Annotated in this window: 22 protein-coding genes; 6 read left to right on the forward strand and 16 right to left on the reverse strand. The window is 44.7% G+C overall.

Annotated elements, in window-relative coordinates; genetic code table 11:
- Positions 1-5: 5 nt before the first annotated feature.
- From hemB to hemA, 8 genes are all read right to left on the reverse strand, one after another.
- A complete protein-coding gene (gene hemB / locus F8C76_RS12980; protein WP_152132144.1) occupies positions 6-995 on the reverse strand; it encodes a porphobilinogen synthase in 990 nt (329 codons plus the stop codon).
- Positions 996-1003: 8 nt separating this feature from the next.
- Positions 1004-1792, reverse strand: a complete 789-nt coding sequence (locus F8C76_RS12985) for a PhzF family phenazine biosynthesis protein (RefSeq protein ID WP_152132146.1) — start codon at positions 1790-1792, stop codon at positions 1004-1006.
- Between the two features lie 27 nt (positions 1793-1819).
- Positions 1820-2722 carry an oxygen-dependent coproporphyrinogen oxidase gene (gene hemF / locus F8C76_RS12990; RefSeq protein WP_152132148.1) on the reverse strand — a complete coding sequence of 301 codons (903 nt, stop codon included), beginning with the start codon at positions 2720-2722 and terminating at the stop codon, positions 1820-1822.
- The gene (locus F8C76_RS12995; RefSeq protein ID WP_152132150.1) at positions 2719-3144 is read right to left on the reverse strand and encodes a DUF6973 domain-containing protein; all 426 of its coding nucleotides are present in this window, start codon (positions 3142-3144) and stop codon (positions 2719-2721) included. The genes hemF and F8C76_RS12995 overlap by 4 nt, the downstream gene beginning before the upstream one ends.
- Before the next feature lie 62 nt (positions 3145-3206).
- Positions 3207-4232, reverse strand: a complete 1026-nt coding sequence (gene hemE / locus F8C76_RS13000) for a uroporphyrinogen decarboxylase (RefSeq protein ID WP_129654011.1) — start codon at positions 4230-4232, stop codon at positions 3207-3209.
- A complete protein-coding gene (locus tag F8C76_RS13005; RefSeq protein WP_152132152.1) occupies positions 4225-4890 on the reverse strand; it encodes a uroporphyrinogen-III synthase in 666 nt (221 codons plus the stop codon). Before F8C76_RS13005 ends, hemE begins: the two co-directional genes overlap by 8 nt.
- On the reverse strand, positions 4868-5794 hold the full coding sequence (gene hemC / locus F8C76_RS13010; protein ID WP_152132154.1) for a hydroxymethylbilane synthase: 927 nt from the start codon (positions 5792-5794) through the stop codon (positions 4868-4870). Before hemC ends, F8C76_RS13005 begins: the two co-directional genes overlap by 23 nt.
- On the reverse strand, positions 5791-7047 hold the full coding sequence (gene hemA, locus F8C76_RS13015; protein ID WP_152132156.1) for a glutamyl-tRNA reductase: 1257 nt from the start codon (positions 7045-7047) through the stop codon (positions 5791-5793). Before hemA ends, hemC begins: the two co-directional genes overlap by 4 nt.
- A gap of 210 nt (positions 7048-7257) precedes the next feature.
- Between hemA and F8C76_RS13020 the strand changes: the two genes are divergently transcribed.
- Complete coding sequence (locus F8C76_RS13020) at positions 7258-8136, forward strand: helix-turn-helix domain-containing protein (RefSeq protein WP_152132158.1); 879 nt, start codon at positions 7258-7260, stop codon at positions 8134-8136.
- Positions 8137-8146: 10 nt separating this feature from the next.
- Positions 8147-8899 carry a ThuA domain-containing protein gene (locus tag F8C76_RS13025; protein WP_152132160.1) on the forward strand — a complete coding sequence of 251 codons (753 nt, stop codon included), beginning with the start codon at positions 8147-8149 and terminating at the stop codon, positions 8897-8899.
- Here F8C76_RS13025 and F8C76_RS13030 read toward each other — a convergent pair.
- Both F8C76_RS13030 and F8C76_RS13035 read right to left on the reverse strand, forming a co-directional pair.
- Positions 8885-9739 carry an N-acetylmuramoyl-L-alanine amidase-like domain-containing protein gene (locus F8C76_RS13030; protein ID WP_249042413.1) on the reverse strand — a complete coding sequence of 285 codons (855 nt, stop codon included), beginning with the start codon at positions 9737-9739 and terminating at the stop codon, positions 8885-8887. The genes F8C76_RS13025 and F8C76_RS13030 overlap by 15 nt on opposite strands.
- Positions 9726-10799 (reverse strand): mechanosensitive ion channel family protein, encoded by a 1074-nt coding sequence (locus F8C76_RS13035; RefSeq protein WP_152132162.1) that lies wholly within the window; start codon positions 10797-10799, stop codon positions 9726-9728. The genes F8C76_RS13030 and F8C76_RS13035 overlap by 14 nt, the downstream gene beginning before the upstream one ends.
- A 150-nt stretch (positions 10800-10949) precedes the next feature.
- On the opposite strand from F8C76_RS13035, the gene hemH reads away from it, so the two are divergent.
- Genes hemH through F8C76_RS13055 form a run of 4 tightly spaced genes read left to right on the forward strand, consistent with a single transcriptional unit; the run spans position 10950 to position 15408 of the window.
- Positions 10950-11996, forward strand: coding sequence for a ferrochelatase (gene hemH / locus F8C76_RS13040; protein WP_152132164.1), 1047 nt, complete (start codon positions 10950-10952; stop codon positions 11994-11996).
- Between the two features lie 26 nt (positions 11997-12022).
- Positions 12023-12814 (forward strand): DUF3050 domain-containing protein, encoded by a 792-nt coding sequence (locus F8C76_RS13045; RefSeq protein WP_152132166.1) that lies wholly within the window; start codon positions 12023-12025, stop codon positions 12812-12814.
- A 57-nt stretch (positions 12815-12871) separates the two neighbouring features.
- Positions 12872-14260 (forward strand): MATE family efflux transporter, encoded by a 1389-nt coding sequence (locus F8C76_RS13050; RefSeq protein ID WP_152132168.1) that lies wholly within the window; start codon positions 12872-12874, stop codon positions 14258-14260.
- A gap of 35 nt (positions 14261-14295) precedes the next feature.
- Positions 14296-15408, forward strand: coding sequence for a lactonase family protein (locus tag F8C76_RS13055; protein WP_152132169.1), 1113 nt, complete (start codon positions 14296-14298; stop codon positions 15406-15408).
- A gap of 43 nt (positions 15409-15451) precedes the next feature.
- On the opposite strand, the gene F8C76_RS13060 is transcribed toward F8C76_RS13055, so the two are convergent.
- The 6 genes from F8C76_RS13060 to F8C76_RS13085 all read right to left on the reverse strand — a co-directional run bounded on the left by F8C76_RS13060 (position 15452) and on the right by F8C76_RS13085 (position 21409).
- Entirely contained in the window at positions 15452-16384 is a 933-nt protein-coding gene (locus F8C76_RS13060; RefSeq protein ID WP_152132170.1) for an SMP-30/gluconolactonase/LRE family protein, read from the reverse strand.
- 71 nt (positions 16385-16455) lie between these two features.
- Positions 16456-16920 carry a DUF4440 domain-containing protein gene (locus tag F8C76_RS13065; protein ID WP_152132171.1) on the reverse strand — a complete coding sequence of 155 codons (465 nt, stop codon included), beginning with the start codon at positions 16918-16920 and terminating at the stop codon, positions 16456-16458.
- Between the two features lie 90 nt (positions 16921-17010).
- Positions 17011-17775, reverse strand: a complete 765-nt coding sequence (locus F8C76_RS13070) for a LytR/AlgR family response regulator transcription factor (protein ID WP_152132172.1) — start codon at positions 17773-17775, stop codon at positions 17011-17013.
- Between the two features lie 45 nt (positions 17776-17820).
- Entirely contained in the window at positions 17821-18909 is a 1089-nt protein-coding gene (locus F8C76_RS13075; protein WP_152132173.1) for a TFIIB-type zinc ribbon-containing protein, read from the reverse strand.
- A gap of 117 nt (positions 18910-19026) precedes the next feature.
- A complete protein-coding gene (locus tag F8C76_RS13080; RefSeq protein WP_152132174.1) occupies positions 19027-20166 on the reverse strand; it encodes an SPFH domain-containing protein in 1140 nt (379 codons plus the stop codon).
- A gap of 124 nt (positions 20167-20290) precedes the next feature.
- A complete protein-coding gene (locus F8C76_RS13085) occupies positions 20291-21409 on the reverse strand; it encodes a DmpA family aminopeptidase (protein ID WP_152132175.1) in 1119 nt (372 codons plus the stop codon).
- Between the last annotated feature and the right edge of the window lie 9 nt (positions 21410-21418).

Here is a 21418-nt window from a genome sequence, read left to right on the forward strand (position 1 = left end):
TTGAATCATCCCAAGGTACGGATAAAGTCTTTAGCAAAATAACTGGCAATGATGCTTGCTCCCGCCCGTTTAATGGCAGTCAATTGTTCCAGCATTACGGCATCATGGTCTAGCCAGCCTTTTTCCGCGGCCGCTTTGATCATGGCGTATTCCCCGGATACTTGATAAACGGCAATGGGCACATCCACTTCATTTTTTATATCCCGAACAATGTCCAGATAGGGTAGACCCGGCTTTACCATCACAATATCGGCACCTTCATCTATGTCCATTTGGGTTTCGCGGATGGCCTCCAGCCTATTGGCAAAATCCATTTGATAGGTCTTTTTGTCCTTGGGCACGTTGGCAATATCCACAGGAGCTGAATCCAGGGCATCCCGGAACGGACCGTAATAGGCACTGGCATATTTGGCGGAATAGCTCATGATCCCTGTATTTTGGAACCCCTCATCTTCCAATGCTTCCCGAATGGTGAGGATACGCCCATCCATCATATCGCTGGGGGCCACAAAGTCGGCTCCAGCCTGCGCATGGGATACGCTCATTTCGGCCAAAACCTCTGCAGTTTCGTCATTGAGGATCTGCCCTTCGGCCACAATCCCATCATGGCCATAGGATGAGAACGGGTCCAACGCCACATCGGTCATCACCAACATCTGTGGGCAGGCATTTTTGACGGTCTTTATCGCCCTTTGCATCAATCCATTTGGGTTGATGGCCTCTGTACCTTTGTTGTCTTTAAGTTTTTCATCGACCTTAACAAAAAGCAACACGGAGCAAAGTCCCATTTTCCAAAGTTCTTTGACTTCTTTTTCCAGATTGTCCAAACTCAACCTAAAATAATTGGGCATGGAAGCAATTTCTTCTTTGACACCTTTGCCTTCCACCACAAAAAGGGGCACTAGAAAGTCGTCTGGGGTCACCAAAGTTTCCCGAACCAATCTTCGGATGGACTCGGAGGCACGTAGTCTTCTATTTCTGATCAATGGATACATACTGATATTTAAATTTCAATTTCACCGGATAGGTAGGGAGCCACTTTGCCGGAAATTTTCACCCGGCCCCCTAAATATTCACAGATTAAGTCCCCTCCTCGTTTGGAGAGCTGTTTGGCGGTCATTTTGCTTTTGCCCAACACTTCGTACCAATACGGGGTAAGTGACGTGTGTGCCGACCCTGTAACGGGATCTTCAGGAATGCCACATTGTGGGGCGAAGAATCGGGAGATGAAATCCACTTCTTGGCCCGGTGCCGTAACAATTACCCCTCTACAATCCAACTGGTTCAACAAATGCAGGTTGGGAGTAATGGCCTCCACTTCTTGTTGGGAGCTGTAGACCATCATAAAATCCGTTTTTCCCTTAAAGGTTTTTATTGGAGTCAGCCCAATGGCATTGTCCAATTCCCTATTGTTCCGAATGGCCACTATTGGGTCGGTGGGAAAATCCAAGGTCATCCAGCCATTGGTAGTTTTTTCCACGTTCAATTCCCCACTTCTGGGAGAATAAAACCGAATGGTTTTTTCGTTGTGATTGTAATAGTTGAACAGAACATATGCCGTGGCCAAAGTGGCATGGCCGCATAAATCAACCTCGGTTTCTGGAGTGAACCAACGTAACTCATACCCCTTATCTTTACGAACAGCAAATGCAGTTTCGGCCAGATTGTTTTCTTCTGCGATACTTTGCATAAGAGACGTGTCGAGCCACGCTTCCAAAATGCAAACTGCTGCAGGATTACCACCGAAAGGATGATCGGTAAAAGCATCGACCTGATATATTTTCTGTTTCATGGGTTTGGTTTCAAACAAAGCTACACATTAAACCCAATTTTTTGGATGTTGCAGCACCTCAATTAATTGTTCTTCTTGACTCCCTTTTTCCGGATGATGGTCATACCTCCATTGCACATGGGGAGGGAGACTCATCAAAATACTCTCGATGCGGCCATTGGTGCGCAGACCAAAGAGCGTTCCTTTATCATGAACCAGATTAAATTCTACATATCTTCCCCGTCTAATTTCCTGCCAATCCCGCTGTTCTTGGGAATAGGGCAGCTCTTTTCTTTTTGTAACGATTGGTACATAGGCATCCAAAAAACTATCCCCAACCTCGGTGACATAGTTATACCAATCTTCCATGGTCATGGTTTCCGTTGCTTTGCAATAGTCAAAAAAGAGACCGCCAATCCCCCTTGCCTCATTACGATGGGTATTCCAGAAATAGTCATCGCATCTCTTTTTATAAGTGGGATAAAATTCTGGATTATGGGCGTCACAGGCATTTTTACAGGTTCGGTGAAAATGTTGGGCATCTTCCTCAAACAGATAATAGGGGGTCAGGTCCTGACCGCCACCAAACCATTGGTTCACGATATCCCCATTTTTATTGTACATCTCAAAATAGCGCCAGTTGGCATGTACGGTAGGTACCATGGGACTCTTGGGATGGATGACCAAACTGAGTCCACAGGCAAAAAAATCCGCATCTTCCACACCAAAATACTGCTGCATGCTTTTGGGAAGTTCACCGTATACTTTGGAAATGTTCACCCCACCCTTTTCAAATACATTTCCATTTTCAATGACACGGGTCCTTCCACCACCGCCTTCGGGGCGTTTCCAAATGTCCTGTTGAAATTTGGCTTTTCCATCCACCTCTTCAAGTTTTGTGGTGATGGTATCTTGTAGTTTCTGGATATAATCGTAGAATTTGTCCTTCATTGATCGAGTATATGTATGAATTGTGTTTTTAAGCTTGCAAGCTTGGTATTAGAATCGATTTTGACCGAAACCAGGGTCATGGATTTCAACAGTTCAATGATTTCACTTTCCGTTTTTTCGGGATTTTCCCGAAATACCAACCTTCCCACGGCATTGTTATGAAAATCCATAGTTTTGGCCAATTCTGTATTTGGAAAAGCGTGTTCATGCCAATCCGTAATTTTTTCTGCCCACTGCAAAACGGAATCCTTGTCGTGCCGTATTCGAAAACATCTTTTGGCAATCAAATAGTTCCAAAGGGCATGTCTGAATGCATTGGCTGGACCATTTTCATGATGTAATCGGCCATAGTTGTCCGCTGATATGCGGATGCAATCCTTGGTGGCTCGAATCGTAGGTACAATGAAAAGCGGGTGACTCATCCCAATGAATATAACTTTAAGTATATTTTTAAAGTCTACCCGTTTCAGTACCGCTATTGGGTTCACGCCTTATATTCTTTTACGGCATCTATGAATGCTTTGGCATTTTCCAATGGTATATTGGGAAGGATGCCATGTCCTAAGTTGACAATATATTTGTCTTTCCCAAATTCATTGATCATTTGGGTAACCCTCTTTTTGATTTCAGCTGGAGGGGAAAGCAAACGAGCAGGGTCAAAATTTCCTTGTAGGGTAATGTTCCCTCCGGTGAGGTAACGTGCATTTTGGGCCGAGCAGGTCCAATCCACACCAACGGCAGAAGCACCGGATTTCGCCATTTCTTTTAATGCGAACCAACACCCTTTGCCAAAAACGATGACTGGGGCCAAATCTTTCAATGCATCAACGATCTGTTGAATGTACGGCCAGGAGAATTCTTGGTAATCGGTAGGGGAGAGCATGCCGCCCCACGAATCGAAAACTTGGACAGCGTTCACACCTGCTTCTACTTTGGCCTTAAGGTAGGCAATCGTGGTGTCTGTTATCTTTTGAAGCAGTTGATGGGCCACTTCCGGTTGGGAAAAGCAGAGTCCCCGGGCCTTATCGAAACTTTTGCTTCCTTGACCTTCCACACAATAGCAGAGAATGGTCCAAGGAGAGCCGGCAAAACCGATAAGAGGGATTTCATCATTCAACTTTTCCTTGGTCAGGGTAATGGCCTCCATCACATAACCCAAGGTGTCCTGAATATCCGGGACGATAACCTTTTCCAAATCTTCTTTGGAGCGTATGGGGTTTGGGAGGTAGGGGCCAAAGTTCGGTTTCATCTCCACTTCAATGTCCATGGCTTGTGGAATCACCAAGATATCACTGAAAAGGATGGCCGCATCCATTCCATATCGCCGAATGGGCTGCACGGTAATTTCGGAAGCCAACTCGGGAGTCTGGCATCGGGTAAAGAAATCGTATTTATGTTTGAGTTCCATAAATTCAGGAAGGTAACGCCCAGCTTGGCGCATCATCCATACGGGTGGACGCTCAACAGTTTCACCCTTCAAAGCTCTTAGGAACAAATCGTTTTTAATCATGTCTTGTAAAATGGTTTATGGCCTGGACCAACACGTTTTCCACGGTCGGTTTATTGGCTATTACAATATGGTCTGAATGTTTTTTGGCCTCATCGGCCGTAGTAGTACCAATACAGAAAAGGGTACTACTACCAATGGAATTCTTCAAAAGATAGCTTCTGATGCCACTTGGGCTAAAGAACAGGATGCCGTCAAAATCCCTTTGAAAAGCCCTTGGTACTAAATGGGTTTTGTACACCACCACCTCTTTATACCGAATGTTATTTTCAGTTAGTGCTTTTGGCAGGGTATCCCTTCTTTGATTTCCGGATAAAAACAAAAAGGCATCATTGTGATGCTCCTTTATGATATATTGGGCCAATTCCGAGGCGTATTCGGCCATTTTTACTACCCTCAGCCCATTCTCTTCCAAAAGGGCTTTGGTTTTTTCACCAACACAAAAGACCTGAAAATTGGAGGTGTCCCGGTTTTCAATTCTTTTAATGAAAGCCTTGACCGAATTTTTACTGGTAAGGATATAGTGGGTGTATTCCAAAGGAATATCTACATCCAAAAATTCAATTTGAAGTGCATCGTACTCCACCAACCCCAAACCTGAATTGAGGAACAATTCCTTTTGCGGGGAGCTTAGTTTTTTAGTGGAGAGCACTGTTTTCATTTCTAATTTCCTGCATCAATTTATCACCACCTCGCTGTAAGACCTCTTTGGCACATTGCTCTCCCAGTCCATTGGCTTGGTTCAAGGGAACACTTTTGTTGATGGTGATTTTTTGTTTTCCATCCAATGAAAAAAGAACCCCTTCAAAATATACTGTTTGTTCTTTTATTTGTGTCAAAGCACCAATAGGAGCGGTGCAGCCTCCTTCCAAAGTCCGTAAAAACTCCCGTTCAATCGTTGTGGCCGCTTCAGATTCCATATGATTTAGTTTGGTGAGTGCTTCTCTTGAAAAGGTGTCCTCTTCTTTGGCCACGACCACCATGGCACCTTGTGCGGGGGCAGGAATCATCCAATCCAATTGCAGGGCATCTTTGGGCAGCAATTTAATGCGTTCCAATCCGGCTTGGGCAAAAATGGCACCGTTCCAGTCGTTCTCAATCAGTTTCAACAATCGGGTATTTACGTTTCCCCGTAAATCCACCACAGTATGATGAGGGTATTTGTTCAGCCATTGGGCTTTTCTGCGCAAACTACCGGTAGCAATGGTAGCAGGGGCATCGGATTCCAAAAAGTTCAATCCCTTGTGCACCAAAATATCGTGGGTAATGGCACGCTCCAATACGGCAACCTGGACGATACCTTTTGGCAATTGGGTGGGAACATCCTTCATGGAGTGTACGGCAATATCTATTTGCCCTTTCAATAGGGCAATATCCAAAGTTTTGGTAAAAATGCCGGTGATTCCCAATTCGTACAAGGGTTTGTCCAATATTTCATCCCCCGTGGACTTTATCGGAACCAATGAGGTATCGTACCCCAATTCCTCGAGTTTTTGCTGTACGGTGGTGGCTTGCCACAGTGCCAATTCACTATCGCGGGTCCCAATTCGTATGATCTTGCTCATTTTGAATCGATTTCTAGCTGAAAGACTTTCTGGATAAGTTCCAGACTGTCCTCGGTATCCACTTCGGAACTTTTCAGGTGGTTGGCAAACTGTTTGGTGATTTTTTGGATGATCCTGTCCGATATGATTTCGGCCTGATCTTGGTTGAAGTCATCCATTTTTTTGGAATGAAAGTCGATTTCCTCGGCTTTCATGGTTTTTAGCTTTTCCTTGAGCGCGTTGATGACAGGAGCAAACTTTCGGGTTTCCAACCACTTTAAAAAGTCTTTTTTTACCTGTTCAATAATCGCTTCGGCTTTGGGGACATATTCCTTCCTTTTCGCCAAGGCTTCATCGGTGATTTGGGAAAGTTGGTCCAAATGCACTAAGGAAACATTGTTCAGCTCCAAAACATCGTCCGCAACATTTTTGGGTACGGAAAGGTCCAAGATCAGAAGGGGTTTCTTGGGATAGATCAAGGCCTTGGACACGGTGGGCAACTGCGCCCCAGTGGCTACCACAAGGATGTCCGCTTTGCGTATTTCGGTCTGTAAATCACCATAGTCCTTTACCGTCAAATGGAACTTTCCAGCAATATCCTCTGCTTTTGCCCGGGTCCGATTGATCAAGGTAATATGGTGGTTGTTGGAATGTTTAATGAGGTTCTCGCAGGTATTTCTCCCGATTTTTCCCGTTCCAAAAAGTAAAATGTTCTTTTCTGAAATGTCGGGGACGTTGTCCAAAATATACTTTACTGAGGCAAAGGCCACCGACGTGGCTCCAGAAGAGAGTTCGGTTTCGGTTTTGATGCGTTTACTGGCCTGGATCACGGCATTGCAAAGCCGTTCCAAAAAGGGATTGGCCATGTCTTGTTTTTTGGCGCGATAAAAACCTTGTTTGATTTGGCTTATGATTTCAAAATCACCCAAAATTTGGCTATCCAATCCTGTGCCTACCTTGAACATATGGGAAATGGCCTCATGGTTTTTGTAGACATAGGCTACCTCTTGAAACTCTTCCACGGTGCCCTGTGTTTGGTCACAAAGCAATTTTATAAGTTGGTAGGGATGTTGGGCAAAACCATATAGTTCGGTCCGGTTGCAGGTGGAAATGGCCAATAGGCCATCAATACCAAGCTCCTTGGCCTTTGCCAGAATATGGTCTATGGCCGGAACATCAAGGCTAAACTTCCCACGTACCTCAGCATCTGCCTTCTTATAGCTCAGCCCAATGGCGTAGAAGGAATTATGTTTGGAAATGTTGTAATTCCTCATAAAGGATAAAAATCGCAGCACAAAAATAGCAGTGCTGTGTTTTAAAAAATAACGCTGGAGGTACTATAAATAACCCGTGAGAAATTTTTACGGTGAAAATTCAATAAAAACCGCCCAATGCACTAATTTTATTGATAAATTTGATTGTACTGAACGTAATTTAGAGTCATTCTAAATTGAAGGAAAACGTTTATCAAAGCAAAACTGTTCATGAAAAATATCGCTAAAGGTTCCTATGAGGAAATTCTGGTTGAAGATGGGTTTTATATCCTTAAGATTCAGAACGATACAAAAGAATTGCAGACGGTGGAACGGGAGATTGACAGCTCGTTTATCCAGTTCCATTTTTGCCTAAAAGGCAAAACGCGTTTCAATTTTAATGAAGGGAGCTATCATCTGGAAGTAACGGAAGAAAACTCCCTATTGCTCTACAATACGCAAAAAGACTTGCCATTGAATCTTATTGTGTCTCCCAACTCATGGTTGCTATCTGTGGTAATGACCATACGGAAGTTCCACTCCCTTTTTTCCAATGAGGCAGAGTACATCCCTTTTTTGAGCGGTGAGAACAAGGAGAAAAAGTACTATTCCCAAGAAATGGTATCACCTGCCATTGCTGTTGTACTCAGTCAGTTGATGAATTACAATCTGCACCCTTCCATCAAACAGTTGTACATCAAAGGAAAAGTATATGAGTTGATATCCCTTTATTTTAATAAAACCGAGGATGCCAATCTGGAGCAATGTCCCTTTTTGGCCGATGAGGACAACGTTAGACGGATAAGAATGGCCAAGGAAATCATGATTTCACGGATGGCGGAGCCGCCTACCTTGGCCGAGCTTTCCCAAGAAATTGGTTTGAGTTTGAAAAAGCTGAAAGAAGGGTTCAAACAGATTTATGGGGATTCGGTCTACGGATTTTTGTTCGACTACAAAATGGAGTATGCCCGAAAAATGTTGGAAACCGGAAAGCACAACGTCAATGAAGTAGGTTTGAAAGTGGGGTATAGCACCGCCAGTCACTTTATCGCTTCTTTTAAAAAGAAGTATGGCACCACCCCCAAAAAATACTTAACTTCAAACGCATAAAAATCAAAAAATGAAAACTCTTGTACTGTCCTTTTTAGCGATAGGCTTTGCGTTGCAGATTTCTGCGCAGGACGCCCCGAACCCAGAAGAAGCCCAAAATGTGAAAATGCCCGAACTGGTCTTGGTGTTCACCAAAACAACGGGATATAGGCATGCTTCCATTGAAAAAGGGATGAAAACCTTGCGCGAATTGGGGAGAAAGAATGGCTTTGTTGCCCTGCAAACCGATTCAGGAACGGACTTTAATCCTCAAAATCTGGGGAACTACAGATTGGTGGTCTTTCTGAGCACCACCGAAGAGGTATTGGATGATGCCCAACAGAAAGCCTTTGAAGGGTACATTAAAAATGGAGGCAGTTATTTGGGAATCCATGCCGCTGCGGATACCGAGTACGACTGGCCTTGGTATGGAAAGTTGGTAGGGGGTTATTTTGAGAGCCATCCAGAACAACAGGAAGCCAAAATTGATGTGGTCGATACATCCCATCCCTCCACCACCCACCTGAAGGATGTTTGGATGCATTTTGATGAGTGGTACAATTTTAAGCAATTGAACCCTGACGTTTCTGTCTTGATGAGACTGGATGAAACCAGCTATAAAGGCGGAAAAAATGGAACCAACCATCCCATTGCCTGGTACCACGAATATGATGGGGGCCGTGCATTTTATACTGGGTTGGGGCATACCGATGCCGCTTATGACGACCCCGATTTCAGACAACACCTTCTGGGGGCCATTGAATGGTGCCTAAAAAGAAAGTAAAACGGGCCTAGCCACAATAATCCCAATATTGCTTTTGATGTTCTTTAGGTAATCCACCAAAGGCTCTTGGGTGATTTCCACTTTTCCATTTTTGCTCGATGCATGAAGTAAATGCAATCGCCCATCAGGTTGATGGATGGCTATGCCGGTATGGGTAACATCCAACCCTTTTATGGAAGTGGCCAATGCAATGATGTCCCCGGATTGTATTTGTTGTTCCTTGCTTTCAATCCGATCTTGGGGCAAGTAGCACAGATTTTCCTTGGCCAATTCTTTTTCAGCTTGTTGTATGATGGCAAAGTTGGTGTCATCGCTCAAAAACGGATACAACGAACGGTGGGTTCCCATGAAATTGATGGGTTTATTGAGCTCAACTCCTCCCAAGTCCGAAGTAATGTCCTTGACCAACCCCTTCTTTTCATTATTCCGAATCCACTCTGTAAAGTAATGTAAACGAGAAGGATAACCTTTTAAATCACCATCCCTATACCGAATGGTCTCCAATGTTTTGGTAAAATCTTCAAAAGAGCTTTGTTTGGACTTGAGCATGGTTCCAAAGGCAAATACATTTTCCACAAAAGTGGTACAGTCCAACCCTTGTAAGTTCACTACCAAGGTTTCGGTCTCACCCACTTCAAGGGTTTTTTCCACATAAGGGGTGTCCAAGAAGGATTTCCCAACCGCTACAATGGTATCGCCCAAAAAGGAGGCTTGGGTCTTCTGTAAAGCTGCGATCTTGTCTTCAAAAAGGGATTTGTCTTTTGGGGAACAAGTAATTTGTTGGGCAGAGGCCATCAACCCTAAAAATAGAAGAGGTAAGAAGGTTTTATATTTCATCATTCTTTTTGTCATTGGTTTGTTGGAGCATTATCCGTGTTCGGGCTATGCTCTCAGGGTAATTTTTCTGCAAATAGTCTATCAATTTCTCACGCACATGAACCCGAAGGTCCCAGGCTGTGGAGGAATCCTTAGCGCTCATCAAGGCCCTTACCTCTACATGGGTGGGCTTGGAATCGGTAACCTGAAGGATATTCAATTCACCATCCCAAAGTTCTGTATTTTGGAGAATACGGGTCAATTCTTCCCGGAGATCATCAAAGGAAACCATATAATCCACATACAAAAATACCGTTCCCAAAATATCCGCGGAGCTTTTGGTCCAGTTTTGGAAGGGTTGATCAATAAAATAGGGGGTAGGCACAATCAACCGGCGTTTGTCCCAAATACGGACCACCACATAGGTAAGGGTAATTTCCTCAATTCGGCCCCACTCGCCCTCCACAATGACCACATCATCCAATTTTATGGGCTGTGCAATGGCAATTTGAATACCCGCCAATAGGGTTCCGATGAATTTTTGGGCGGAAAAACCAATAATAATCCCCGCAACGCCTGCAGATGCAAAAATACTGATCCCAATTTCACGGATTTCCTTGAAACTCATCAAGGCAAGTCCAAGAGCCAGTATGATGACGATAAAGATCACAATGCGTTCCAAAATGGTGAACTGGGTGTAGATCTTACGGGCCTTTAGGTTGTCGGCCTCCCCAACATCGTAGTTTTTGATGATGATCTGTTTCACAATTTTCAACACGGCAATGATCAACCAGGTCATCGCCAAGATAAAGAGCAAGGTACTGGCCTTTCGGAACCAAAACCCCAACTCTTCCAAGTTCAAAAGATCCCGCAGCGATTTCATTCGCAATACAATGGAAAGAAAAATCAACAGTAAGGGCTTTGTCAATCGCCTAAACGAACCACTGGGCAAAAGGTATTTTGGATTTTTCCCCAACCGTTTTAAGACGATGGAAACCACCCAATACGCCAGAGCCAAAACAAAGAGGGCAATCCCCAAATAAATGAGCGATTCCTTGGAAACTGTTTCAATAAAAAGGTCCATAGTAACAAAAATAGGGAGAAAAGAACACGGGCTAAAATCCGGAATGCTAAATGAAGATTGAATTTAGTTATGGACCATAGAAAAGTAATTGGATTCTAAAAACAACAAGTCCGTACCAAGTTGTATTTTTGGGGCCTAAAACAAAAAGCTGTGTCAAAAGGAGTTTTATTGGTCAATTTGGGTTCGCCGGACAGCCCTACCGCCAAGGATGTTAAACCATATTTGGATGAGTTTCTCATGGATGAGCGCGTCATAGACGTGAACCCCGTTCTGCGAAACATCATTGTACGGGGAATTATCCTCAACACGCGTCCAAAACGTTCGGCGGAAGCTTATTCCAAGATTTGGTGGGAGGAAGGTTCCCCCTTGGTTATCATCTCGGAACGTTTCATGGAGAAAGTGGACCAACAGACCAGCTTGCCCATTGCCTTGGGCATGCGGTATGGTTCCATGACCATCAAGAACGCTTTACAGGAGTTGAAGGATAAAGGAGTGGATGAGGTGTTGTTGGTGCCCCTGTATCCCCATTATGCCATGTCATCATACGAAACGGTAGTGGTAAAGGCCATGGAAGTGCAGCAAGAGCATTTCCCTAGCATGCAGTTGACCACCTTGCCAGCCTTTTATAGCAATCCGGATTACATCAAAATATTGTCCAATAGTATAGCAGAAGGTCTAAAGGGTTTTGATTATGACCATATCCTTTTCTCCTATCATGGGATTCCCGAGAGGCACATTAAAAAATCGGACCCCACAAAATTCCACTGCCAATTGAATGGGGCCTGTTGCAAGGTCAATTCGGTGGCCCATCATACCTGTTATAGACATCAATGTTATGATACCACCGAGTTGGTGATAGCACAATTGGGATTGCCCAGGGATAAAGTGAGTACTTCGTTCCAATCCCGATTGGGAAGCGACCCTTGGCTACAACCTTTCACCGACCATGAATTTGAACGATTGGGCAAGGAGGGCATTGAGCGTTTGGCGGTAATCACCCCTGCTTTTGTAAGTGATTGTCTGGAGACCTTGGAAGAAATCGCCATGGAAGGCAAGGAACAATTTGTAGAGGCCGGCGGGAAAGACTACATCCATGTCCCTTGTTTGAACGATAGGGATGATTGGGCAGGTCTTATGGCACAGTGGATCAATACTTGGTCAGCAAATCAAACCCTGCCGGAATATAACATCCAATAATTTTTGGAGTATCGAAAAGCAAGTATATGAGCATTGAAAACTTGGAGCAGAGCCTCAAAGAAGTACGGGAACAACTCAAAAACCATGAGCTTTACGCACAGCTGGATTCTGTTGAGGACATCAGGACCTTTATGGAGAGCCATGTGTATGCCGTTTGGGATTTTATGTCGCTATTAAAGGCCCTTCAAAGAGAGCTTACCTGTACGGACCTGCCATGGAAACCCGCTTCGGATACAGTAGTGGCAAGGTTCATCAATGAGATTGTTTTGGAGGAGGAAAGCGATTTCAATGAAGAAGGAGTGGCCAAAAGCCATTTTGAAATGTATCTGGACGCCATGGAGGAAGTCAATGCCAATACCTCCAAGGTCAAGGATGTCATTGGAAGCTTTGGGAATCTTGAAGAAATTACAGGGCAAATCAAAAAGGCGGATTTGAATCTGGCTGAAAAGAACTTTTTAAGCTTCACTTTTGAAGTCATCAATACTCAAAAACCGCATATAGTTGCTGCGGCCTTTACCTTCGGAAGGGAAGAATTGATTCCGGATATGTTCTTGGGCATCATAGAACAATCTGGAAAAAAAGGACCGGAACAGTATGCCAAACTTTCCTATTACCTAAAACGGCACATTGAACTGGATGGGGATGAACACGGACCCATGGCGGTGAAAATGATGAAGATGCTCTGCGGTCAGGATGAGCAGAAATGGACCGATGTCGCTGAGTACAGCCAAAAGGCTTTGGAGCATAGAGTGGCTTTATGGGACAGCATCACCAAAAAACTAAGGGAGAACAAAGGTAATTTGATCGAGGCATTGTAGATTTGGGTCAGATTTAGCACTCACACAAAGCCTTATACCCAAAGAATAACCATTGGCATGGCCAAAGCAACCTCTGACGCACTTGGGAAAGAACCCATCGGAAAATTATTGATCAAACAGGCCGTCCCTGCATCCATAGGCATTCTGGTGATGTCCTTGAACGTGCTGGTCGACTCCATCTTTGTGGGCAATTGGATTGGCTCCATTGCCATTGCCGCCATTAATGTGGTGTTGCCTGTTTCCTTCTTTATTGCTGCTTTGGGAATGGCCATAGGTATTGGAGGTTCCAGTATTGTGTCCCGAGCCTTGGGGGCCAACAACAAGGAAAAAGCCCTCAAGACTTTTGGAAACCAAATCACGCTGACCCTTTTGGTTACGGTGGTCATGGTGGCCTTGGGACTTTATTTTGTGGACACCTTGATACCGGCCTTTGGTGGCAAAGGTTCCATTTTTACCCCGGCCAAAATTTACTATACCATTATCCTGTATGGGGTCCCATTTTTGGCGCTTTGTATGATGGGAAATACCGTGATCAGGGCCGAAGGGAAACCCAAATTTGCCATGGTGGCCATGATCATCCCTTCGGTGGGGAACCTGCTCATGGACTACATTTTTATCTATGTGTTTGATTGGGGCATGCACGGTGCCGCTTGGGCCACTACTGCTGGGTATTTAATGTGTTTTGGGTATATTCTCTACTTCTTTCTATCAAAAAACTCCGAGTTAAAGATTAGTCTTTCCCATTTTGGGTTGGACAAATCCATTCTTCAAGAAATCAGCTCCCTAGGATTTGTGACCTTGGCGCGCCAGGCCGTGACCAGTATCACCTATCTGCTCATGAACAACATCCTCTTTAATTTGGGAGGGGAGGCCATGGTGGCGGTCTATGCCATTATCGGCCGAATGCTCATGTTTGCCCTTTTTCCTGTTTTTGGGGTCACCCAAGGGTTTTTGCCCATTGCAGGCTTCAATTATGGGGCAGCACAATATAATCGAGTGAAGGAATCCATTTACACGGCCATAAAGTATGCCGCTTTGGTGGCGACCCTGGTCTTTGTGGTCCTCATGGTTTTTCCGGTTGAGATAGCATCACTTTTCCTGAGCAACAAACCCCATATGCCTGCAGAGGAATTGGCCACCAATGCGTTTGTGTTGCAGCACTCCCCTTTAGCCATGCGGTTGGTCTTTGCGGCTACGCCAATTATTGCCCTACAATTGATAGGTGCCGCGTATTTTCAAGCGGTGGGGAAGGCCATTCCAGCATTATTGCTCACACTTACTCGACAGGGCTTCTTTTTTATACCGCTCATCCTTTTACTGCCCCAATTTATGGGGGAGATGGGCGTGTGGCTATCCTTTCCCATAGCCGATGTTCTTGCCACCATTGTCACAGGGATTTATTTGGTCCGTGAGATTAAAACAAAGTTGTCTGGATTAGTTGCATAAGATTGCTTAATTTGGGACAAACATTTTAATCATCCATGAAGAAAACACTATTGCTCGGTCTAGTACTAATAGCCGGAATTGCCTGTAAGGAAAAAGCAGAGAAAAAATCAGAAGAGAAAACCACCCACACCCTATTTGTTGGAACGTATACCAATGGAGACAGTGAGGGAATCTACAAATATACCTTGGATGCCACTACGGGTGCACTTGGCACGCAAGAATTGGCCGCCAAATTGAAAAGCCCTTCCTATTTGACGATTTCCGAGGACAAGAACAATCTATATGCCATACAGGAGACCGGCGATTTTGATAGTCTTGGGGGAGGAGTCACTGCATTCCGCTTGAATGAAGGTGTTTTGGAAGTCCAGAACAGCAAAGGGACCCATGGAAATGGCCCTTGCCATGTTTCCTTGTCAGGGGATGGTTATTTGGCCGCTGCCAACTATGGTGGGGGCAATGTGGCCCTGTATCAATTGAATGAGGATGGATCGCTTGCCGGAGAAGCCCAGGTAATCGATCATAAGATTTTGGATACCACCAAAACCTCCCGCGCACACATGGCAAAGTTTACCAAGGACGGACTTTTTGTGGCGGATTTGGGATTGGATGGCATAAAGCGCTACAAAAGGGAAGGGGACCAATACGTGGTTGGGGACCAAGCCTCAATCGATTTGGCCGCTGGGGCTGGCCCTAGACATTTTACCTTTGGTAAGAATAGCAACATCCTATATGTGATCAGTGAGTTGAACAGCACGGTTTCCGTTTTTGAAAAAGATAACCAAGGGTCTTACCAAGAAATTCAAACAGAATCTACATTGGCCGAAGGCTATGCTGAAAAAAGCTATTGCGCCGATATCCACTTATCGCCTGATGGTAAGTTTTTGTATGGTTCCAATCGAGGGGAGAACACCATTGTCATCTTTGCCGTGGACCAAGAATCCGGAAAGCTGACCTTGGTGGGTAGGGAATCGGTTCGTGGAGACTGGCCCAGGAATTTCTCATTGGACCCCACAGGTGAATTTTTATTGGTGGCCAACCAAAGGAGCAATAACATCATTGTTTTCAAAAGGGATGCCGAAAAAGGAACCTTACAATTCTTAAGCGAGACAAACTTGGGCAGTCCGGTTTGTATTGCCTTTTTGGATTAGAATCCATTTAATGGGTTTACAGGGCTAATCAGGAAAGAAGACCTTAGATTTTTAGACGGACCAAGGTATACTGCTTCAATTGGTCAGGATGGATAATGGCATTTTTTTCCTGATCAAAGTTGTCCAACTGGGAATCTGAAACAAAGTACATATGGTCATCATGGATGGCAAATGTCGTTGGAATGTCAGATGGATCGAAAAACGACATGATCCTCTTTTCGGATAGGATTTCGGTACGTTCCGGATTCAGCTCAAATTGAAAGACCCCATTTTGGGACAAGTCCCTTTTCCCATTGACTATGGCAATCAATGTGTTCTTATGGAATTTCATTCCATCAATTCCCTTGAACTCATTGGGTGGGTTCAACAACTTCTTTGAGACAATGTCCAAAATCCGGATGCCGGAGGTATAGGTGGCCAAATAGAGGTATTTGCCATCATCGGATGCTGCGATGCCATTGGAATGTTTGATCTCTTCATGGGTAAAGAAGACCTCCAAGGCCTTTTTGGCCCCGGTTAGGGCATAGAGGGTATCACTTTCAGAATCGGTGATGTAGGCGTCCCCATTTGGCGTTGTGGCAATGTCATTCAGATAGATAACCTCATCCGAGTTTAGGGTGTATGAGGCAATGAATTCTCCAGAGGTGCTGTTCATCATCAAAAGAACGGATGAATTGTTGCTTTTGGGCAAACTGTTTCCCAGGGCGAAGAGGGTATCTCCTTGAATGGTCATCCCAAAACCGGAGAGGTACCCATATTCCTTGCTTCCAATAAAGTCTTCGGCATGGGTCCCATCCAAATTACAGCGTACAATTTTATCCTTCTTCAAACTGTTGAGGTATACCTTTTTGGAGGAAGGGTCAATGGCGATGCCTTCGGGAATCAAATCCTTTTTGAATGTAAGTGGAACGGAATGGGTTTCTTGCGCGCCGGCAAGGGTACAGACCAACAGCAAAAGCCCCATAACCATTTTCATTGAATAAGGATTTTTAGGGAAAATACTAAAATATGGATTTGTTTAGGGAGACATTACCAGAACTTTAAGGTTTAGGGTACCTGTTTGATGCCGGATACATGGGAAGCAATCGCCTTCCATTGCCCTTCCCTTTTTATTAAGACATTGCTGGACTGATAAATGGTTTTAACGGAGTCCTTGAAGATATGCCCGGTACCACAGATCATGGCTGTGCCGTTGGGCAGGATGTCCAAGCGTTTTATTTCATAAAAAAAGGAATCATGGGTACTGGCATGTTCCTTGATCCAGGCGATTTCTCCTTTTTTATCGGACCAGTTTCCTTGGTCGTCGATCATTTGAAAATCATCCCCTAAGATAGAATCGAGCAAGAGAGTATCCTGTTCCCGATAGGCTTTGGGCCATTTCACCTCTTTCAATTGGGTCAAGAGTTGCCGATCTTGCCCAGTGATGCGGTTTTGTTCTGTTTCGTCTTCCGTTTTGGAGGTACAGGACCATAGGATGAAACAGCCCATGGTTACACTCAGAAAAGTCTTCATGTGTTCAGTTTTCCCAAATGTAGCAGGAGTGATACAAGAGATGTAATAACACTGGGTAAGCTGCGGGAAAATAAGGGCAGGTTGATGCCGTTAAACCTCCACCAAGTTCTTTCGGTAGGTCCTGCTGAATTTAATTTTGTCCCCATTTTTTAAGTGGAGCACCCCATCGCCACTACTGTTTTTCTGATGGAAATCCATAAAATTCATATTCACCAAATAGGAACGGTGTACCCGTTTAAAGGTTTTTGGACACAGCATTTTCTCCACTGACCTAAGGCTTTGGTATTTTACAAAAACCCCTCTTTCCGTATGGAGCACAATGCAGTTGTTGCTGGTTTCAATATAGAAGATTTCTTCAGGAATCAGTAAAAAATGGGAGCCGTTCCTGGACACTTCCATTTGAATTTTCGCTCCAGAAATGGGTGTGATTGGAGTGTCAATTTTTTGGTTGTGTTCCTTGTTTACAAAGTAAAATAGGAGTGCAAAATAGCAAAATAGGTTAACGGCGATATTGTTGGTAAGCCCGGCATGCAATAGATTGAAATTGGGGGAAGCACAACGAAATACCACAGTCATCATAAAGACTACCAAGGCCTGTCCAATAAGAATGTTCGTTGCCGTGGCGGTGATGCCCAATCCTCCTTGAAGGACCAAGGTTTTGCCAACAGGCTTTTGCCCACAATTTTGGGCCCAAACTTTTATGTGTTGGGCGGAGAAACTCCAAAAAGCAAAGCTGGTAACGGCCAAAATGGTCAATTCAGAAAAGCAGGTCGTTCCCAAACTTACTTGGAACATACGGCCAATGCCCATATTGAGCAGCACAAAAATCGATATCAGCGAAATGGGCCTGACCATATTTAAAGATACGGATTTTACAACTGTGAAGTCAAGCAAGGAAAATTACCCTGCAAAGTAAATCAGCAGTGCAATGACTGTCAGCCCGAATAGGACGGCCAAGAAAATCTTCCAAGCACTGTACGGACGTGTACCGGAAATCTGTCCATTTTCACCATTGATAAAGAAATTATACTCTTTGCCCTTATAGCGATAGGCACTTACATACACGGGCAACAAGATATGTTTGAAGGTCTCTTCGGAGAGCTGCATGTCCATATGGGTCACCCGTTGGGTGTCCCCACCAATATCCTGTCGGCACCAGCGCATGGCAATGTCACGCGCCACATCTTTGGAATGGAGATGACCTTCCTTCAGCGGGATGGTATATTTTTCGGTAACAAAGCCTGAAAGAAAACCACTATTGAATGGTTGCAGTCTTTGAAGGTTCCAATGGGCGATTTTTTGGGGAATCCTCCCCGATTTTTGTTGGGATGCCTTGATAAGGGTATCATCCACAAAACCAGAAATCTCCCCTGAAGCAGGATACCAACGGGTTTTGCGAACCTGTTGGGTCACCATTTTGCCGTTGGAGTTCCGGACCCTTCGGGTTTCGTAATAGTATTCGCCCCGTTGACCCGTATAGCTTGCCGCAAGTTGGGCATCAAAAGTCCAATACGGTAAATAGAGCCCTTTGGTAAATTGGGGGTCCAAAGCGGCCTTCTTCAGTTTATTTGGGGCAAACCACAAGCGTTTTACCCAATTCTTGAAAATGATAAAGGATTTCTTTTGATCAATCTGAAAGGGGAGTACCGCGCCGGGTAAGATCCAATCTTCCTTATAGGCATCTTCAATTACCAGAGGCATGCCGCAGTATACACAATGAAGCGACTTATAGTTTTCTTCCACATGTTGATTGGCCCCACAATTCTTGCAGTGTAACATGGAAATTTCCTCGCTGTTCCTTTGCTCCCCCATTTCCTTGAGATAGGGATACAGCTCCAGCTCCTCAAACCCGGAATCACCAGTTTTGATGACTTCCTCGTAACCGCAATATTCACAACTGATATTGGTCGTGCCCGGTTTGTACTTGAGCTCTGCACCACAATTGGCACAGGCTTTTTTAAGCTCGGTTTTTTGGATGGATGGCTCCAAAGACGTGTGTTCTTTTAGTGTTAAAGGTCATTTCGAACGAATGTGAGAAATCTCAAAAGAGTACTTGATGATAAGATTTCTCAGTCGCTAGCTCCTTCGAAATGACAACGAATGTGATTATTCCGTTGGCAATGGCGGCGGCGTGTTGCCTCCCAAGAACGATTTCAATTCTTCCACTTCTTTTAAAGAAGCCCATGTGGACATTCCCTGCTTCCATACCAAACTATCTCGGTTGATGGCCCGCGATGCAAAAAGAGATTGCATTTGCTCAAAGGTCACTGGTCCATGTTGTACCCCGTTGGAGGCATAATAATATAGGGTTTGTGTTGGCATTGGCGGAGGAACGGCGCCTCCAACAGGTTGGGCGGTTTGTTGTGGTGAGGCTTGAGAGTTTCCGCCCATCATTCCACCCATTTGTTGAGCCAAAACAAAGCCCATACCCATGCCCATTCCGGCTCCAGCGGTTCCCCCTTCATTTTGGGCAGCGGCCTCAATGGCCTTGGCAGTTTTGAATTTGGTCAATTTGTCCAAATCAAGCTTGTCAATACGGCTGTATTCGAAGATTTCCTTTTTGAGATCTTCGGGCATGGAGACATTTTCGATATAGAATTTTTCCAAGGAAATGCCCACACTTTCAAACTCAGGTGACATCACTTCGCGGCAGGTGTCTGAAAGTTCGGTGGTATTGGCAGCATACAATTCAATAGGCAAATTGGCTTGGCCCACGGTATTCGTGAATCGTGTGGCAATCAAACTCTTAAGGTGCTCGTTGATCTCAAAATTGGTGAAATTGCTATCCGTACCAACTATGTCTTTGATAAACTTGCCTGCATCTGAAATTTTAAAGGCATAGGTGCCAAAAGCGCGAATTTCAACCAGGCCAAATCGGTCGTCACTTAACGTAATCGGACTTTTGGTGCCCCATTTTTCATCAGTGAACAAATGGGTGTTCACAAAATACACTTCGGCCTTGAATGGGGAATTGAATCCGTATTTCCAACCTTTCAAGGTTGCCAAAATTGGTAAGTTTTGCGTGATAAGGTCGTAGGTGCCTGGTTCAAAGACATCGGCCAATTGACCTTCGTTGATAAAAACAGCGGTCTGTCCTTCACGAACAATCAACTTTGCGCCGTTTTTTATTTCATTCTGATAGCGCTCAAACCGATAGGCAATGGTGTCATCGGTATAGTCGAGCCATTCAATAATGTCAATAAACTCGTTAGTGAGTTTCTCCTTGATCTTTCCAAAAATATCCATGGTAGTGTTTTTTAGGTATTATGCTTTTAAAACTATAAAAAAACTATAGAGTTTCTATTAGGTTAGTGTAAAATTCAAGGGGAATGTTACGCCACATGCGAAGAAAAAAGGATGGAATGAAGTGTTAGTCCATTTTATGGGCCGCTTGGAGCATTTTAAGGACTTTTTCCTTGGGAAGTGACTCAATGGTATGGCCATCGCGACCTGTCATGGTTTCCGCAGCGAAAAGAGAATTGAGGATGGCCTCTTCGGTGGCTTCAATGGTGGCTAGAAAAAGTGGGGTCATGGCCTCATTGCGCAAGGTCGGTACAGTTTGAACGGGATTTTCACTTTCATACGGGATTCTACATTCCTCTGCTGTGGAAACCGCAATCACATAATCCCCACTGCCGTTACTGGCAATCCCTCCGGTTTTTGCCAAGCCCAGCATGGCCCGTTTGGCCAATCGCTCCAAATTGCGGGTATCCAATGGAGCATCGGTCAGAACCACCATCATGCAGGAACCATCTGCTGAATATTTGAACGTTTCAGAATAACGGTTGAGCTGCTTGTCCACATCCACTCCCGCTATTTGCAAAACACCACCAAAATTGGTCTGCACCAATACACCTATGGTGTATCCTCCCAGTTTTTTGGGAAGTATACGGGAAGAGGTTCCTATCCCTCCCTTGAATCCAAAACAAATGGTGCCCGTTCCCGCACCAACATTGCCTTCAGGAACTGCTCCTGTTTTTGCTTTTGAAATGGCTTGCAGTACATCCGTTTCGCTGACATGGCGTCCTCGAATGTCGTTTAAGTACCCATCATTGGTTTCACCCACTACCGCATTTACGGAACGAACCGTTTCGTTGCCTTCTTGATGTAAAGTGTATCCAATCACGGCATTGACTGCTGTGGGCACACTCAAGGTATTGGTTAGGATGATAGGGGTTTCCAAATTGCCCAATTCCTTCACTTGGGTGCTGCCGGCCAGTTTTCCAAAACCGTTGCCCACATGTACGGCTGCCGGAACTTTTTCCTGGAAGAGATTCCCGGAATGGGGAAGAATCGCCGTGACCCCGGTACGGATGCTGTCGCCTTTTATCAAGGTAACATGTCCCACCCGTACCCCAGGCACGTCGGTAATTGCATTGTATTGTCCAAGTCTGAGCACTCCAATCTCAACACTATAATCCCGAATACGCTTCTGCGAAAACGAAAGTAATGGTAGTAGGATCAGGAGGGTCAGTACGGACCTATTCATAATAGGGGA

This window comes from Flagellimonas olearia, assembly GCF_009184425.1.
Taxonomy (GTDB): domain Bacteria; phylum Bacteroidota; class Bacteroidia; order Flavobacteriales; family Flavobacteriaceae; genus Flagellimonas; species Flagellimonas olearia.

Coding starts and splice junctions, on each gene's coding strand:
- hemB (WP_152132144.1), bottom strand. CDS start 995: ATGTATCCATTGATCAGAAATAGAAGACTACGTGCCTCCGAGTCCATC.
- F8C76_RS12985 (WP_152132146.1), bottom strand. CDS start 1,792: ATGAAACAGAAAATATATCAGGTCGATGCTTTTACCGATCATCCTTTC.
- hemF (WP_152132148.1), bottom strand. CDS start 2,722: ATGAAGGACAAATTCTACGATTATATCCAGAAACTACAAGATACCATC.
- F8C76_RS12995 (WP_152132150.1), bottom strand. CDS start 3,144: ATGAGTCACCCGCTTTTCATTGTACCTACGATTCGAGCCACCAAGGAT.
- hemE (WP_129654011.1), bottom strand. CDS start 4,232: ATGATTAAAAACGATTTGTTCCTAAGAGCTTTGAAGGGTGAAACTGTT.
- F8C76_RS13005 (WP_152132152.1), bottom strand. CDS start 4,890: ATGAAAACAGTGCTCTCCACTAAAAAACTAAGCTCCCCGCAAAAGGAA.
- hemC (WP_152132154.1), bottom strand. CDS start 5,794: ATGAGCAAGATCATACGAATTGGGACCCGCGATAGTGAATTGGCACTG.
- hemA (WP_152132156.1), bottom strand. CDS start 7,047: ATGAGGAATTACAACATTTCCAAACATAATTCCTTCTACGCCATTGGG.
- F8C76_RS13020 (WP_152132158.1), top strand. CDS start 7,258: ATGAAAAATATCGCTAAAGGTTCCTATGAGGAAATTCTGGTTGAAGAT.
- F8C76_RS13025 (WP_152132160.1), top strand. CDS start 8,147: ATGAAAACTCTTGTACTGTCCTTTTTAGCGATAGGCTTTGCGTTGCAG.
- F8C76_RS13030 (WP_249042413.1), bottom strand. CDS start 9,739: ATGATGAAATATAAAACCTTCTTACCTCTTCTATTTTTAGGGTTGATG.
- F8C76_RS13035 (WP_152132162.1), bottom strand. CDS start 10,799: ATGGACCTTTTTATTGAAACAGTTTCCAAGGAATCGCTCATTTATTTG.
- F8C76_RS13045 (WP_152132166.1), top strand. CDS start 12,023: ATGAGCATTGAAAACTTGGAGCAGAGCCTCAAAGAAGTACGGGAACAA.
- F8C76_RS13050 (WP_152132168.1), top strand. CDS start 12,872: ATGGCCAAAGCAACCTCTGACGCACTTGGGAAAGAACCCATCGGAAAA.
- F8C76_RS13055 (WP_152132169.1), top strand. CDS start 14,296: ATGAAGAAAACACTATTGCTCGGTCTAGTACTAATAGCCGGAATTGCC.
- F8C76_RS13060 (WP_152132170.1), bottom strand. CDS start 16,384: ATGAAAATGGTTATGGGGCTTTTGCTGTTGGTCTGTACCCTTGCCGGC.
- F8C76_RS13065 (WP_152132171.1), bottom strand. CDS start 16,920: ATGAAGACTTTTCTGAGTGTAACCATGGGCTGTTTCATCCTATGGTCC.
- F8C76_RS13070 (WP_152132172.1), bottom strand. CDS start 17,775: ATGGTCAGGCCCATTTCGCTGATATCGATTTTTGTGCTGCTCAATATG.
- F8C76_RS13080 (WP_152132174.1), bottom strand. CDS start 20,166: ATGGATATTTTTGGAAAGATCAAGGAGAAACTCACTAACGAGTTTATT.
- F8C76_RS13085 (WP_152132175.1), bottom strand. CDS start 21,409: ATGAATAGGTCCGTACTGACCCTCCTGATCCTACTACCATTACTTTCG.